This is a genomic window from Amycolatopsis sp. NPDC051373 (assembly GCF_040689465.1).
Classification (GTDB): domain Bacteria; phylum Actinomycetota; class Actinomycetes; order Mycobacteriales; family Pseudonocardiaceae; genus Amycolatopsis.
This window is the reverse complement of record NZ_JBFBAE010000007.1, coordinates 1-14,749: the sequence shown is the minus strand read 5'-3', so window position 1 is coordinate 14,749 and position 14,749 is coordinate 1. Positions and strand designations below refer to the sequence as shown.

The following is a 14,749-nucleotide window of genomic DNA, read 5'->3' as shown; positions in this document are numbered from 1 at the left end:
CCAATCGTGCTGGCGAAGGCCTGCGAGCAGGGTCAACGCGCCCGCAACGCACCCCGTGCGGGGATCGCGTCGGTCTTCGCCAGCAGCGGCGCGTCGACCTCCACGGTCTCGGGGTACTTGATGCCGGCTCCGGTGTTGAGGACCACGACCTCGTCGTCCTCGCTCACCCAGCCGGATTCGCGCAGCTGGTCCAGCGCCGCGAAGCAGGCTGCGCCCTCGGGGCAGATGAAAGCGCCCTCGAGTGCGGCCAGCCGCCGTTGGGCGGCCAGCAGTTCGTCGTCGGTCACCGCGATCGCGGTGCCCTCGGTGGCCCGGACGGCGTCCAGCACGAGGAAGTCGCCCAGCGCCTTCGGCACGGTGATGCCGAAGGCGACGGTGTGCGCGTCGGGGAACAGGACGCTTTCCGTGGCGCCGGACTTGAAAGCCTCGACGATCGGCGCGCAGCCGGTGGCCTGCACGGCGACCAGGCGCGGCAGGTCGCCGGAGATCCAGCCCAGCTCCCGCATCTCCAGCAGTGCCTTGTAGATGCCGATGATGCCGACGCCGCCACCGGTCGGGTAGAGGATCACGTCGGGCACGCGCCAGTCAAGCTGCTCGACGATCTCGTAGCCCATCGTCTTCTTGCCCTCGAGCCGGTAGGGCTCCTTGAGGGTCGACACGTCCTGGTAGCCCTGGCGTTCGGCCACGGCGGCGCCGACGAGCTTGCCCGCGTCGCCGATCAGGCCGTCCACGCGGTACAGCTCGGCGCCGGCGGCGAGGCACTCCTTCATCGTGATGGCGGGGGCGTCGTCGGGCATCGCGATGAGGCTGTCCATCCCGGCGCGAGCGGCATAGAGCGCCCAGGCCGCACCGGCGTTGCCGTTGGTCGGCATCGCGACGCCGCGCACGCCGAGCTCGGCCGCGCGGGACACGCCCACCGCGGCGCCGCGGGCCTTGAACGACCCGGTGGGCACGAGGCCCTCGTCCTTCATGAGCAGCTTCGGCACGCCGGACTGCTTGCCCTGGTTCGGCAGCGGCAGCAGGGGAGTCAGGCCTTCGCCCAGGCTCACGATGTTGTCGCGCGAACGCACCGGCAGCACCTCGTGGTAGCGCCAGAGACTGGGCTCGCGCGCCGCGATGTCCTCGCGCGTCACCGTTTCCCGCACCCGCTCCAGGTCGTACCGCGCGAGCAGCGGCGCTCCCGCGGCCGACGTGCCGGCCACCTGGTCCGCCTCGTACCGGTCTCCGGTCCGCGAACACTCCAGGTGACTGAGGAACGAGAACGTCATGCCGCCTCCATGCGTCGGGTCGGGAATCCCCGAGAGTTTGGATCCAAAACGGCGGTTCGTCAACCGGGTCCACCCTTCGGTATCGGTTCCGAAGCCTCGTCGGCCCTGCTCGGTCGCGCAGCGGTGATCATGGAAAACGCTTCGACGGAATGCGCGACGACGGGCTCCCGCATCGTGATCACGGCCGTGCGAAATGGCTGTCGAGGCCGTGTCAATGGCGGGTAGCCGGAAAGTCGATATCACGGCTGACCTGCATCGATCGGTGTTGATCTGTGCGGACAATCACTCGACGGTGACATTCCCGTGTCCGATTCGTAATGTCGAGGCCGCTTTGCGTGCGCCGTATCCCCCGAACGCGGCGCGCGTTCCCCGAGCGAAGAAAATGGTGCACCAGGATGTCCGGAAGACATCGCTACCGGTCGCTGTCGTGGCGGCTGCCAGTCGGGGTCGGCGTGTTCGCCGCCCTCGGGATGGCGGCCCTCGTGTGGCTGACGGGCGCTATCCCGGGCGGTGGGCAGGTCTCGGCCGCCGACCGCCTCGCCCTCAGTGCTCCGCGGCCCGCTTCGAGCGCTCCGCTGTCCGGCGCCCCCACGCCGAGCAGCACGACGCCGAGCAGCCCGACCCAGACGACCCCCAGTACGACCCCGAGCACATCGGTTCCCAGTATGTCGGCCGCGGTCCCGAAGCCGACGACGACGAAACCGGTCGCCAAGACCAAGCCGAAGCTGCCGCCCGCGGCGAAGACCTTGTCCGCCGGCAAGGCGTGTTCGTCCACTTTGGCCGGTGCGCAACCCAATGCGGCCCAGGTGGGCAACCACATCCTCACGAAGTTCAAGGTCGGCTCCGTCGGCGGCCGCGCCGGCCGGGCGGGCGCGAGTGACCACCCCACCGGTCTCGCGCTCGACTTCATGGTCGACACCGCGACCGGCAACGCGCTCGCCGCATACGTGCTGGCCCACCAGGGCGAGTTCGGCGTGACGTACGTGATCTGGCGCCAGCGCATCAACACCGGCAGCGGCTGGGACCCGATGGAGGATCGCGGCAGCCCCACCGCGAACCACTTCGACCACGTGCACGTGTCGTTCAAGGCCGGGGCCAAGGTGTCCGTCACCTGCTGAGCGGGTGACGGACACCGGAAACGACAAGGGGTTTCCTGCCCGGCGTGGGCAGGAAACCCCTTGTCTCCCCACTGCGCGCCACGGGAAGGCGCGGCGGGGCACCGAGTTCCGTCCGGCTACGGGGTCGGTTTGCCCTGCTTCTCGATCTGCTGCTGGATCGACGGCCAGAACTGGTACATCTGCGTCGGGTACGGCAGGTTCGGGAAGTACTTCTGGTACAGCTTGAGGAATGTGCCGTCGTTCGCGAGCGCGGTGAGCTCGGTGTTGTAGGCGTCGAGGAACTTGGTCAGCTTCTTGTTGACCGCCTCGGCGCCGGGCTGGTCCTGCGGTGAGGTCAGCGCGACCTTGAGCTTGCCCGGGTGCTCGGTGAAGATCTGCCCGACGTGCGTCGAGCCGAGCACCATCGCGTCGAGGTTGCCCGCGAGCAGTTGGTTCACGCCCGCGCCGTCGGTGGCCTCGGACACGAGCTGCGACGTGGTCATCTTCTTCTTCGCGAAGTCTTCCTGCGTGCTGTTCGCGCCGGCGCCCACGCGCTTGCCGGCCAGGTCCGGAATGGACTTCGCGGTCGAGCTCGCCGGGACCACGACCACGTTCTGACCCCAGAAGATCGCCTTCGTGAACGCCACGCTCTTCTTGCGTTCGTCGCTCGCCACCAGGCCCACCGACATCAGGTCGTACTGACCGCTGGTGAGGCCGGGCAGTCCCGCTTGGACGGTGGTCGTCTTGTAGACGATCTTGAGGTGCATCCGGTCGGCGATGAGGTTGTTCAGGTCCACGAGCATGCCGACCGGCTTGCCGCTGGCGTCGGGGGAGACGAACGGGTAGTCGCCCGCCGTGACCGCCGCCGTGATGGTGCCGGGCTGGGCGAGACCGAAGTCGTCGCCGGCCGCGGAGTCGCCGCCGCCGCACGCGGTGACAGAGGCGGCGGTGAGTGCGGCGAGGCCGAGCGCACCGAGCGCGCGCCGCAGGGGAAGTCGGTTCATGGGTCTCCTTCGCCAGACCGAGAGGTGGGGAGAGAAAGCGGGAGCGCTGACGATGGAGCGGAACTATAGGCTATAGAACTTCAGAACGTCAACGACCTGTAGTACCGGCTTCAGCACGGTGTCTCCCGGAAGATCAGTGCAGGTCGGAGGCGGTGCCGACGGCCGAGATCCGCTCGGCGAGTGCCGAGATCACGAGTCGGTAGGCGTCTCCGGTGAGGTGCAGACCGTCCTCGTGGACGGGCTCTCCGGCGGCGACGAGCGGCGCAACCGCGGCGTCGGTGTCCACCGAGTTCGCGGCCGAGACGACCTCGCGCAGCACCTGCCGGTAGGTGTCGAGTACGGCGTTCGTGCGCCCGCGCTTGCCGACACCGTCGATCTCCTCGATCGAGGGCGGCAGGAACCCGATCAGCGTGGCCGGGGCGAAGGCGGCGGCGATCGTGCGCATGTTCTCGGCGTACGCGTCGAGCTCCACGAGCCGGTCGGGCGCGCAGTCGTTGGCGCCGAAGGACAACACCACCACGTCGGGCTCGGTCCTGGCGATCGTGGCCGCGCGGCGCGCCCCGTCGTCGCTCTTCCAGCCGCCCGCGGCGCAGTTGAAGACGATCACGTCGCCGGCCTCGGCCTCGAGCTGTTCGATGCGGGGTTTGGTGAACCGGCCCAGCATGCTGTCGCCGAACAGGACGATCTTCTTCACTCGTCGCCGCCTTTCCCGCGGTTGACAATCTGGTACTTGTAGCTTAGAAAATACCAACACTCGGAGGCGAGCCGGAAGAGGTGAAGCGGTGGCGCGTGACTGGACCCGCGCCGAGGTCGAGGAGCAGCTCCACGGCCGCAGCAACTGGGGCCGCTGGGGCGTCCACGACCAGGTCGGCGCCGTCAACCTGATCACCGCCGCCAAGCGCGCCGAAGCCGCGCAGCTCGTGCGCACGGGCCGCTCGGTGTCGCTCAGCCGGCCGTTCCCGACCCGCCCGCACGTGGACAATCCGCGGCCGGCCTCGCACTACACGACCAAAACGCCTCGCGGCACCGGCGGGATCTCGGGCGACTACTACGGCATCGAGTACCACGGTGTCGCCTCCACCCACGTCGACGCGCTCTGCCACGTCTGGGACGAGCGCGGTTTGTGGCAGGGCCGCGACCCCGACGTCGAGCTCACCTCGCGCGGCAGCCGCTGGGGTTCGGTGGACCACTGGCGCGAGGGCATCGTCACTCGCGGGGTCCTGCTCGACGTGCCGGCCTTCCGCGGCGAGCCGTACGTGACCCTCGAACGCCCGGTGCACGGCGACGAGTTGGAGGCGATCGCCGAGGCGCAAGGCGTCTCCGTCGGCCCGGGCGACGCGGTGGTCGTCCACTGCGGACGCGACGCGTGGGACCGCGAGAACCCGCCGTGGGGCACCGAGGCGAGCCGGCCTGGCCTGCACGCCTCCTGCCTGACGTTCCTGCGCGACCACGACTGCGCCGCACTGGCGTGGGACATGCTCGACCGCGCCCCGAACGACGGGGGAGTGCCGTGGACCGTGCACGGCGCGATCTTCGCCTACGGGCTGGCCGTGGTGGACAACTGCGCGCTCGAACCACTGGCCGCCGCGTGTGCCGAGGAAGGTCGTCACGAGTTCCTCTTCGTGGTGGCGCCGCTCGTGGTCGAGGGCGGGACGGGTTCGCCGGCCAACCCGCTGGCGCTCCTGTGAGCGCGCTCAGGCCTCCAGCGCGGCGATCGCCCGGCGGCCGAGGCTGCCGAGCACGTGCTTCTTCATGGTCCGCTCGGCCGTGCGGGCGTCCCCCGAGATCACGGCTTCCGCGATCTCGATGTGCTCGCGCCGCACGCGTTCCTGGTCGGCCGGGGAGTCCGGTTTGGACTGCAGGCCGATCAGCCGATAACGGTCGGCCTTGTCCCAGAGTCCTTCCAGCAGCGTCATCAGCAGCGGGTTGTGCGAGGCCGTGTAGACGCTGCGGTGGAACGCGCGGTGCACGAGCAGCGAGTCGAAGCCGGTGGACGTGCTCAGCGGCTCGAGGTCCTTGAGTGCCGACTCGATCGCCGCGATGTCGGCGTCGGTCCGGCGCGTGGCGGCGAGCTTGGTGGCCAGCGGGTCGAGGCGTTCGCGGACCTCGAAGAGGCTGCGGGCTTCCTCGGCGTTGAGCCGGCTCACCCGCGCGTCGCGGTGCGCGTCGATCGTCACGAGCCCTTCGGCATCGAGCCGCCGCAGCGCCTCGCGCAGGGGAGTGGTGCTCACGCCGAGCTCCGCAGCGAGCTGCTCCTGGGAGATGGACTGGCCCTGGATCAGCTCGCCGGCCAGGATGCGCCGGCGCAGCTCCTCGTAGACGTACGCGTTTTTCGTGAGGGCTGGGCGGGGGTGGGTCATCGGCCTGACAATCTCTCTCCGCGGGCAAAGGGGGACCGCAAGGATATCGGTCTCCCTCCCGCTCGGTGGGCAGGCTGTGGCCTGCGGCCTGCATCCTGTCGTCACGGTTGAGGCCACCTCGTGGGTCCGCTCGCCCGGAGTTGTCGCATCACGCAGTGTCAAAAGGCGTCTTCAGGTCCTCGAATGAACCTATAGCCTATATCGTCTTCGTGCTTAGTGCACCGCTCGTGCCCGTCCCCGAACCCCGAGGAGCCCCCGGCTGCCATGACCGCCACCACCGAACCCGACTCGCAGGGAGCCCACTTCGTCGGCGCGACCCCGTTCTTCGCCTCCGGCCACGACCAGCGCCTGTCCTACGGGCTGTTCGTGCCGAAGGACCACACACCCGCCGCCGCGCCGTTGCCGCTGGTCGTGGTGCAGCACGGCACGGGCCGCTCGGCCGAGCTCTACCGCAACCAGTGGGCGGACTTCGCGACCCGTCACGGGTGCGTGATCCTCGCGCCGCTGTTCCCGGCCGGCATCGGCAAGCGGCGCGAGCTGCACAGCTTCAAGTTCCTGGAGTACGACGGGATCCGCTTCGACGAAGAGCTGCTGCACATCGTCGACGAGGTCGGCGAGGAGTTCAACACCGAGACCGAAACCTTCTTCCTGCACGGTTTCTCCGGCGGCGGACAGTTCGCGCACCGGTTCTTCTACGCCCATCCCGACCGCCTCGCCGGCATCTCGATCGGCGCGCCGGGCCGCATCACGCAGCTCGACGACTCGCTGCCGTGGTGGCTCGGCACCGGGGGTTTCCGCGAGAAGTTCGGCATCGAGCTCGACCTCGCGGCCCTGCGCCGCGTGCCGGTGCAGATGGTGGTCGGCTCCGCCGACGTGGAGACGTGGGAGATCAACAACGCCGGCGGTCCGAACTGGATGGACGGCGTGGAGAAGACCGGCCGCACGCGCATCGAGCGCATCGAGACGCTGCGCGACAGCTTCGAGCGCAGCGGGCTCTCCGTGCGGTTCGACGTGGTGCCCGGGGTGGCGCACCAAGGCAGCTTGGTGATCCCCGTGGTCCAGGACTTCTTCGCCGGCCTGCTCGCGAGCCGTGTGAAGTGAGCACTTCAGTCGTTGACTATCTTGTCGAATCTGCTACCGTGAGCGCCACGTCACAGTTATAGTCTATAAGACGAACTGCCGGCCGGTACCGTCGCCGACTCCGCTGAGCCCGGGTCCGCGCGCACTCCAGCGGTCCGCGGCCGAACCGAGGTAAGGACACCTGGTCCCATGGGCGATTTCCTGCATTCCTTTTTCGACATCCACCAGATCCTCGCCGTGCTGCCCTCGCTGCTCGGGGAGGGCCTGCGCAACACGTTGATCATCGCGTCGCTCGCGCTGGTCCTCGGGCTGGTGGTGGGCCTGCTGCTGGCGATGCTGCTCATCTCCACGCGCTGGTGGCTGCGAATGCCGGCCCGCGTCTACGTCGACGTGTTCCGGGGCCTGCCGGCCATCGTCACGGTGAGCCTCATCGGCATCGGGCTGCCGTCGGCGGGTGTGCGCTTGTTCGGCCAGTCGCCGATGGGCTACGCGATCCTCGCGGTGGGCCTGATCAACGCGGCCTACATCGCGGAGATCTTCCGCTCGGGCATCCAGAGCGTGCCGCCCGGCCAGGCCGAGGCCGGCCGCAGCCTCGGGATGAGCCACCTGAGCACGCAGCTGCTCGTCGTGGTGCCGCAGGGCATCCGCAACGTGCTGCCGGCGCTGGCGAACCAGTTCATCGTGGCCGTGAAGGAGAGTTCGCTGGTGTACCTGCTCGGCCTGGCCGTCGGTGAGCGCGAGCTGTACTTCATCGCGCAGCAGGCGCAGTCCATTTCGTACAACTCGTCGTCGTTCGTGGCCGCGGGCCTGGTCTACATCGTGTTCACGGTGCCGCTGACGCACCTGGTGAACTGGTTCGACAAGCGGCTGCGCGAAGGCCGCCGTCCGGCGAGCGGCGGTGGCGGCCCGGCCGAGACGCCGCAGCCGCTGGTCCCCGTCGGTGCCACCGGATTCGAAGCGGGAGCGTGAAGGTGAACCAGGTAACGACTTCTCCGCAGGCGCAGGACGAGGCGAAGGCCGACGTCCCCGCGATCGAGCTGGTCGACATCTGCAAGTCCTTCGGCCTCGTCGAGGTGCTCAAGGGCGTGTCGGCGACGGTCGCGCGCGGCGAGACCGTGTGCCTCATCGGCGCCTCGGGGTCGGGCAAGTCGACGCTGCTGCGGTGCGTGAACCTCCTGTCCCCGCCGACGTCGGGCACGATCCGGCTGCACGGGCAGACGATCACCGACCCGAAGGTGGACCTCAACGCCGTGCGCTCGCGCACCGGCATGGTGTTCCAGCACTTCAACCTGTTCCAGCACAAGAGCGCGGTGGACAACATCGCGCTCGCGCTGCGGCGGGTGCGCAAGATGTCGCGCGAGGAAGCGCGGGAACGCGCGATGCAGCAGCTGGACAAGGTGGGCCTGCGGGCGCTGGCGTCCGCGCGGCCCTCGCACCTGTCCGGCGGGCAGCAGCAGCGCGTGGCGATCGCGCGCTCGCTCGCGATGGAGCCCGACATCATGCTGTTCGACGAGGCGACCTCGGCGCTCGACCCCGAGCTGGTTAAGGGCGTGCTCGACGTGATGCGCGACCTCGCGACGTCGTCCGGCATGACGATGATGGTGGTCACGCACGAGATGAACTTCGCCCGCGAGGTCGCCGACCGCGTGCTGTTCGTGGACAGCGGCGTGATCGCCGAGGAGGGGCCGGCCCGGCAGCTGCTGACCGACCCGCAGACGCCGCGGCTGAAGTCGTTCCTTTCGCAGGTCCTGTAATTCTGTAAGAAGTTCCGCACGAGAACGGTGAGCATGAGCAACGCCTTCGACGATCCGGCGCCGACGTTGGACCCGGGCCCGGTCCACACCCTGCTGCAGACCATGGCCGAGCGCAGGATGCGCGTGCACTCCCTGCTCGTGCACCGCCACGGGCGGACCGTGCTGGACCTGTGGCAGTGGCCGCACGAACCGGGCCTGCGGCACAAGGTGCACTCGGCCACGAAGAGCTTCACGTCCGCGGCCGTCGGTTTCGCCGAGGCCGAAGGCCTGCTCTCCCTCGACGACCCCGTCGTCGGCTTCTTCGCCGACCGGCTGACCGGCGAGCCGAGCGAGAACCTCGGCCGCATGCGCGTGCGCGATCTGCTGACGATGTGCACGGGTCACGCGCGCGGGCTGTCGGGCGCCACCACACGCCTGCGGCGCACAGGCTGGGTCGACGAGTTCCTCGAGGAGCCCGTGGTCGAGCTGCCGGGACGCAACTTCACCTACAGCAGCACCACGAGCCACGTGCTGTCGGCGATCGTGCAGCAGGTTTCGGGTCAGCCGGTCGACGAGTACCTGCGGCCACGGCTGTTCGACCCGCTGGGGATCACGGACTACACGTGGGAACGTGACCCCGAGGGCGTGTCCAGCGGCGGCAACGGGCTTTCGCTGCGCCCGCGCGACCTGCTGAAGTTCGGCGTGCTGCACCTGCAGGACGGCGTGTGGGACGGCTCCCGCGTGCTGCCGACCGGCTGGGTGCAGAAGGCTTCCGCGCTGCACGTGCGCCGGGCGATCAGCGGGGAGTGGAACGGCAAGGAGCTCGTGCCGCCCGCGCCCGACGTCGTCGCCGACGAGGGGTACGGCTACCAGTTCTGGACCACCGAGGCGGGGATCTACAGCGCTTCGGGCATTTTCGGCCAGGAATGCATGGTCTTCCCCCGCCACGACGGCGTCGTCGTGATCACCGGCGCCATGGGCGATGGCAGCTACCACGATTTGCCGGGGATGTTGCGTTCCGCGTTCACCACGGCGTTCGAGAGCCCGGCTCGGGAGCAGTCCGAAGTGGACGCTCTGGCCGCGTGGGTGGACCGCGTGCAGGAGCCCGAAACCGTCGGCGCCGCCGTCCAGCGGGCCGGGTTCACAGCGACGTACGACTTCGAGCCCAACGAGCAGGGTCTCGTGTCGCTGGCGGTCGAGGTCCGCGACGGCTCGGTGCGCGTCGTCGTCGAGGACGAGCTGGGCCGGCACTCGATCGACCACGGCGTGGGCACCTGGACGCGCCAGGACACCGGCGTGAGCGTGTGGCGCCTGCACCACTCCTACCAGGACCCGTCGGCTGCCGTCCTCGCCGCCGGGCAGTGGTGGTCGGCCGACGAGCTGCACCTGACGTGGCATTTCCTGGAATCGCCGTTCGTCGACCGGCTCGACCTGACCTTCGACGACACTGGCGTGACTGTCGGCCACGCCACGAACGTCAACTCCGGGCCGACGACGCTGCCGCCGGCGCGCGGCGTGCTTCGCAAGTAATCCCCCAGCCCCCGGCCGTGGGGTCTGCCGCACCGACGGCGGACCCCACGGCCGGTTTCAGTTGTCAGGCCCGCAGCGCGGCCAGTGCGCGCCGCAGCCGCTCCAGGAACTGGGTCACGTGCGTGTCCTCCCACACCAGCGGCGGCCGCACCTTCAACACGTCACCGCGCGGGCCGGTGGACCCGGCGAGCACGCCTTGCCCGACCAGCTCCGAGAGGAGCGCGCGCGTGACTTCGCGAGAGGTCGACGCACCCGAGGCGAGCACGTCGACACCCGCGAGCAGCCCGGTGCCGCGGACCTCGCCCAGCAGCGGTTCCTCCGCGGCCAGCGCCCGCAGGCCCTCCCGCAGGAACGTGCCCGTCGCGGCGGCGCGCGCGGGCAGGTCGGTGAGGCCGAGGACGTCGAGCACCGCGTGGCCGGCCGCGGCCGCCGCCGGGGTCGCGGCGAAGGTGGAGAAGTACTCGTAGCTGCCCGCGAGCGCCTCGGCGATCTCGCGCCGCGTCACGACGGCGCCGATCGGGTAGCCCGCGCCCATCGGCTTGCCCAGCGTCACGAGGTCGGGTGTCACGCCGGCGAGCAGGAAGCGCCACAGCTGCGGGCCGCTGCGGCCGTAGCCCGACTGGACCTCGTCGGCGAGGTACAGCGCGCCCGCCGCGTGGGCGCCCGAGACCAGGCCGGCCACGAACTCGCCGGGCACGTCGAGGATGCCTTCGGAGGTGAACTGCGAGTCCGCGAGCACGAGGGCCGGACGCTCACCGGCGGCGCGCAGGGTTTCGTCCGCCCGGCGGATCCGTTCGGCGGCAACGGTTTCCGTCAGTTCGGGAGCCGGGCCGCGCGGTGCTTCGAACGTCGCGACGTGCGCGGGCCGGTACCCCGCGGGCCACTCGTTCGAGCTCAGGTCCGCCATCCATTTCGACGCCCCGTGGTAGGCGTGCTCCGCGATCACGGCCGCGCCCGCGCCGGTGTACTCGGTGGCCAGGCGCCACGCCAGCTCGTTGGCCTCGGTGCCGGAAGTGGTGAACAGGACCGTGTCGAGCGGTGCCGGCATGGTCGCGAGGATGCGCTCGGAGAGCTCGACGATCCCCGCGTGCAGGTAGCGCGAATGCGTGTTGAGCTGGGCCAGCTGCAGGCGCACCGCCTGCGTCACGGCGGGGTGCGTGTGGCCGATGACCGCGACGTTGTTGTACGCGTCGAGGTACCGCGCGCCGTCGCGGGCGTAGAGCCACGGTCCTTCGCCACGCACGATTTCCAGCGGTCGCCGGTAGAACAGCGGGGAGAGCTTGCCGCCCATGGCCTGCGCACGGCGCGCCGGGAGGCCGTCCGGCGAGATCGCCGCCGTGAGGTCCCGCGTGCCCGCAAGCCGCGCCAGCCGGTCGGCGAGCTCCCGCACGGAAAACGCCGACAGCAGCTCCAGCGCCTGCTCGCTGTTGGTGTCGTACTGGGTGATGTAGCGGTGGTTGTCCGCGTGCGGCCCACGCCGGGTGGCCGAGACCGCGAGTGTCGTGAGCAGGCGCGCGATCACCAGCTCGCCCAGCACCGCCACCTCCGCCGGCGACAGCGAGCGGTGCCGCTGGTAGCCGCGCAGCACGGCGTCGACGAGACGCCACAGGCGGTCCGCGTCGCCGCCGCTGAGGCGCACCACGGAAGTCAGCGTCACGGCGAGGTCGGCGACGGCGGCCGTGTGGTGCATGTCGCCGAAGTCGATCACGCCGGTCACGCTCGCGCGCGAGGCCAGCACGTTGGTGAGGGTCACGTCAGCGTGCTGCACACCCGACGGGAGCGTGGCGGTGGCCGCCAGCGCGGGGGCGACGCGCTCGGCGAGCTCGCCCAGCCGCCCGGTCGCGATCCCGGCCGCCGCCAGGACTTCCGGCATCCGCCGGATGTCCCACATCAGTGTCCGCCCGGCGCAGCGGTGGAAGAACCCTTGCAGCGCCACGGAAACACGCGCGGCCACCGCGCCGACCTGCGCGGCGAGGTCGGGATCCAGCGGTCCGCCTTCCAGCGGTGAACCGGGCAGCAGCGTGATCAGCCGGGCGAGGCATTCGCGTCCGGCGTCGTCGAGCGGGCGCGCGACGGGTTCGCCCGCCGTGGTCGCGACCGTCTCCGGCACCGGCAGTTCCGGGTCCGCGGCGTGCACGTGGTCCAGCGCGCGGGTCTCCATGTCCACGACTTCGGCCTGCTCGGCGGGGTTGGAGATCTTGAGCACGAACCGGCCGTCGACGAGCACGTTGAGATCGCGTTCGCTGTCGAGCGGCTTGAGTACCGGGTCGGCGAGCGCCCAGTGCTCACCGAGCACGGCATGAAGGCTCTCGGTGGAGAACTTCGGAGCCGGCTCGGCGAAGATGCCGGTGGCGGTGGTCATGCTGGGGAGGTTCCTTTCGGCGGAGACCCGGCCTCAAGACGGCGCGGGCGGGTCGTCGGTCAGCGGGTCGGGCGCGAGCACATCGAGGTCCACGCGTGGGAGCAGGTACCGGCCGGGCAGCCCGGCCTCGATCGTGAACGGCCGGTCGTGGCCGGGGTACACCACGTCGGCCCGGGTCCGCACGAGCTCGATCGACGCGGCGGCCGCTTCCTCGTTCGCCGCTGTGGTGGCGCGGCCGGCCCGCAGGGCGCGGGAGGAGGGGACGGCGTCGCCGGTGAGCAGCGCCGTGCCGTCGGCGGTCTCGACGGTGAGGCCGAGCGAACCCGCGGTGTGGCCGGGCAACCCGGTGATGGTGACGCCGGGCGCGAGTTCGAGGCCGTCGGGGTCGTCGAAGCTGCCTTCGTGCAGCGCCAGGCCGGAGAAGATCGCGTCCGTCCACACCGGAGTGACCGGGTCACCAGCCTGGGGGTCGCGTTCGGCCGGGTGCAGGAACACCTCGGCGTGGGTGAAGAGGTCGGCGTTCTGCACGTGGTCGTAGTGCGCGTGGGAGAGCACCAGCGTGTCGACGTCGCGCACGCCGAGCCCGTGGCGGGCCAGCGCGCGGTGCAGCGCGCGGCGGCGGCCCGCGTGACCGCAGTCGAACAGGATGCGCCGCCGCGGCGTCTGCACGAGGTAGACGCCGCAGAACCCGATGCTGCCCTGGTCCGACGAGAGGCCGTAGCCGAGCACCAGCGTTTCGACGACGGGCGCGGGATCAGTCAAGCTCACCTCGCAGGATCAGCCGGTGGACGTACGGCAGCACCCCGCCGTTCGCGTAGTAGGTGGCTTCGCGCGGGGTGTCGAGCCGGGCGCGCACGGAGAACTCGAACGCCGGCCGGTCCGCCGGGCGCACGCGCACCGTGAGCGGCCGCGCCGGATCCTCGACGACGTCGGCGATCCCGTCGAGGTCGAACTCCTCCGTGCCGTCGAGCCCGAGCGAGGCCGCGCTGTCGCCGTCGAGGAACTGCAGCGGCAGCACGCCGAGCGCGACGAGGTTGGACCGGTGGATCCGCTCGAACGACTGTGCCAGCACGGCTTTCACCTTCAGCAGCGCGGTCGTCTTCGCCGCCCAGTCGCGCGACGAACCCGTGCCGTACTCCTGGCCGGCGATCACGATCAACGGCACGCCGGCCGCGGCGTAGGACTGGGCAGCCTCGTGGATGGGCACCAGCGCGCCGTCCCGGGTGAAGTCGGGGGTGACGCCGCCGGCGGCGTCCGGGGCGAGCAGGTTGGCCAGCCGCGGGTTGGCGAACCCGCCGCGCACCATCACCTCGAAGTTGCCGCGGCGCGAGGCGTAGGTGTTGAGATCGGCCTCGCCCAGCGCCGTGAGGTAACGCCCGGCGCTGCTCGCCGCGGGGATGCGGCCGGCGGGGCTGATGTGATCGGTGGTCACGGAGTCGCCCAGCAGCAACAGGGTGCGCGCGCCGGTCACATCGGTTGGTCCGGCGGCGGTTTCGGTCACGTCGTCCAGGAAGGGCGGGCGGCGCAGGTACGTCGAGTCCGGCTCCCACGCGAAGTGGTGGCCGTCGGACTCGGGCACGCCGGCCCAGTGCTCGTCGCCGCCGAACACGTCGGCGTAGGCCTCGCGGAACAGCTCGGGCGTGAGGTGCGCGCGCACGACCTCGTCGATCTCGGCGTCGTCCGGCCACAGGTCCGCGAGCAGCACGGGCTCGCCCTCGGCGTCGACCCCCAGCGGCTCGCTGGACAGGTCGTGCTTGACCGAACCGGCCAGCGCGTAGGCGACGACGAGCGGGGGAGAGGCGAGGTAGTTGAGGGAGACGTCGTTGTTGATGCGGCCGTCGAAGTTCCGGTTGCCCGACAGCACCGACGCCACCACGGCGCCGCGCTCGGCCACCGCTTCGGCGGCACTGGGCAGCAGCGGGCCGGAGTTGCCGATGCACGTCATGCAGCCGTAGCCCACGAGCTGGAAGCCCAGCTCGTCGAGCGGCCCGGTCAGCCCGGCGCGCGCCAGGTACTCGGTGACGGTCTTCGAACCCGGTGCGAGGCTCGTCTTCACCCACGGCTTGGCGGTGAGGCCTCGCGCCCGGGCGTTGCGGGCGAGCAGACCCGCGGCGACCATCACGTGCGGGTTGGACGTGTTGGTGCAAGAAGTGATCGCCGCTATCGCGACGGCACCGTCGGCTGCGGCTCCGCCGCGGCCGACGGTGCCTTCGCTGTGTTTGTTGGCCCCGGCTTCGCCGGGGCGTGCGAGATCGCCTTGGAGCCGGCTTCCGGATGGGGCAGTCGGATCGGCCGGGGGCCGCTCGGACTGCCCC

General features: G+C 70.6%; 13 protein-coding genes. 6 read left to right on the top strand and 7 right to left on the bottom strand.

Going from position 1 to position 14,749, the window contains the following annotated elements; genetic code table 11:
* Positions 1–32 precede the first annotated feature (32 nt).
* The gene (locus tag AB0383_RS14510; RefSeq protein ID WP_364175681.1) at positions 33–1,268 is read right to left on the bottom strand and encodes a threonine synthase; all 1,236 of its coding nucleotides are present in this window, start codon (positions 1,266–1,268) and stop codon (positions 33–35) included.
* A gap of 395 nt (positions 1,269–1,663) precedes the next feature.
* On the opposite strand from AB0383_RS14510, the gene AB0383_RS14505 reads away from it, so the two are divergent.
* Positions 1,664–2,386, top strand: coding sequence for a hypothetical protein (locus AB0383_RS14505; protein WP_364175683.1), 723 nt, complete (start codon positions 1,664–1,666; stop codon positions 2,384–2,386).
* 116 nt (positions 2,387–2,502) lie between these two features.
* Here the strand turns inward: AB0383_RS14505 and AB0383_RS14500 are convergent, their stop codons facing one another.
* Together AB0383_RS14500 and AB0383_RS14495 are read right to left on the bottom strand one after the other, a co-directional pair.
* On the bottom strand, positions 2,503–3,369 hold the full coding sequence (locus tag AB0383_RS14500; RefSeq protein WP_364175686.1) for an ABC transporter substrate-binding protein: 867 nt from the start codon (positions 3,367–3,369) through the stop codon (positions 2,503–2,505).
* Positions 3,370–3,502: 133 nt separating this feature from the next.
* Positions 3,503–4,063 carry a GDSL-type esterase/lipase family protein gene (locus tag AB0383_RS14495; RefSeq protein ID WP_364175689.1) on the bottom strand — a complete coding sequence of 187 codons (561 nt, stop codon included), beginning with the start codon at positions 4,061–4,063 and terminating at the stop codon, positions 3,503–3,505.
* A gap of 88 nt (positions 4,064–4,151) precedes the next feature.
* Between AB0383_RS14495 and AB0383_RS14490 the strand changes: the two genes are divergently transcribed.
* Positions 4,152–5,057: a cyclase family protein gene (locus AB0383_RS14490; protein WP_364175692.1), complete on the top strand. Its 906-nt coding sequence runs from the start codon at positions 4,152–4,154 to the stop codon at positions 5,055–5,057.
* Between the two features lie 6 nt (positions 5,058–5,063).
* Here AB0383_RS14490 and AB0383_RS14485 read toward each other — a convergent pair whose 3' ends face one another.
* Entirely contained in the window at positions 5,064–5,729 is a 666-nt protein-coding gene (locus tag AB0383_RS14485; protein ID WP_364175695.1) for a GntR family transcriptional regulator, read from the bottom strand.
* A 264-nt stretch (positions 5,730–5,993) separates the two neighbouring features.
* Between AB0383_RS14485 and AB0383_RS14480 the strand changes: the two genes are divergently transcribed.
* The 4 genes from AB0383_RS14480 to AB0383_RS14465 all read left to right on the top strand — a co-directional run bounded on the left by AB0383_RS14480 (position 5,994) and on the right by AB0383_RS14465 (position 10,072).
* Positions 5,994–6,830: an alpha/beta hydrolase gene (locus AB0383_RS14480; protein ID WP_364175697.1), complete on the top strand. Its 837-nt coding sequence runs from the start codon at positions 5,994–5,996 to the stop codon at positions 6,828–6,830.
* A 168-nt stretch (positions 6,831–6,998) separates the two neighbouring features.
* Positions 6,999–7,778, top strand: a complete 780-nt coding sequence (locus AB0383_RS14475) for an amino acid ABC transporter permease (protein ID WP_364175700.1) — start codon at positions 6,999–7,001, stop codon at positions 7,776–7,778.
* 2 nt (positions 7,779–7,780) lie between these two features.
* Positions 7,781–8,563 carry an amino acid ABC transporter ATP-binding protein gene (locus AB0383_RS14470; RefSeq protein WP_304504295.1) on the top strand — a complete coding sequence of 261 codons (783 nt, stop codon included), beginning with the start codon at positions 7,781–7,783 and terminating at the stop codon, positions 8,561–8,563.
* A gap of 33 nt (positions 8,564–8,596) precedes the next feature.
* Entirely contained in the window at positions 8,597–10,072 is a 1,476-nt protein-coding gene (locus AB0383_RS14465; protein WP_366187407.1) for a serine hydrolase, read from the top strand.
* Positions 10,073–10,136: 64 nt separating this feature from the next.
* On the opposite strand, the gene AB0383_RS14460 is transcribed toward AB0383_RS14465, so the two are convergent.
* The 3 genes from AB0383_RS14460 to AB0383_RS14450 form a co-directional block, all read right to left on the bottom strand.
* Positions 10,137–12,434 (bottom strand): aminotransferase class III-fold pyridoxal phosphate-dependent enzyme, encoded by a 2,298-nt coding sequence (locus AB0383_RS14460; protein ID WP_366187405.1) that lies wholly within the window; start codon positions 12,432–12,434, stop codon positions 10,137–10,139.
* Between the two features lie 33 nt (positions 12,435–12,467).
* Positions 12,468–13,196: an MBL fold metallo-hydrolase gene (locus AB0383_RS14455; RefSeq protein WP_366187403.1), complete on the bottom strand. Its 729-nt coding sequence runs from the start codon at positions 13,194–13,196 to the stop codon at positions 12,468–12,470.
* The coding region (locus tag AB0383_RS14450; protein WP_366187401.1) for an aconitase family protein at positions 13,189–14,749 on the bottom strand (1,561 nt) is incomplete at its 5' end. The genes AB0383_RS14450 and AB0383_RS14455, both read right to left, overlap by 8 nt.

Bases quoted from the DNA above. Each gene is read 5' to 3' on its own strand.
- AB0383_RS14510 (WP_364175681.1), bottom strand. From the start codon at position 1,268: ATGACGTTCTCGTTCCTCAGTCACCTGGAGTGTTCGCGGACCGGAGAC.
- AB0383_RS14505 (WP_364175683.1), top strand. From the start codon at position 1,664: ATGTCCGGAAGACATCGCTACCGGTCGCTGTCGTGGCGGCTGCCAGTC.
- AB0383_RS14500 (WP_364175686.1), bottom strand. From the start codon at position 3,369: ATGAACCGACTTCCCCTGCGGCGCGCGCTCGGTGCGCTCGGCCTCGCC.
- AB0383_RS14485 (WP_364175695.1), bottom strand. From the start codon at position 5,729: ATGACCCACCCCCGCCCAGCCCTCACGAAAAACGCGTACGTCTACGAG.
- AB0383_RS14480 (WP_364175697.1), top strand. From the start codon at position 5,994: ATGACCGCCACCACCGAACCCGACTCGCAGGGAGCCCACTTCGTCGGC.
- AB0383_RS14475 (WP_364175700.1), top strand. From the start codon at position 6,999: ATGGGCGATTTCCTGCATTCCTTTTTCGACATCCACCAGATCCTCGCC.
- AB0383_RS14465 (WP_366187407.1), top strand. From the start codon at position 8,597: ATGAGCAACGCCTTCGACGATCCGGCGCCGACGTTGGACCCGGGCCCG.
- AB0383_RS14460 (WP_366187405.1), bottom strand. From the start codon at position 12,434: ATGACCACCGCCACCGGCATCTTCGCCGAGCCGGCTCCGAAGTTCTCC.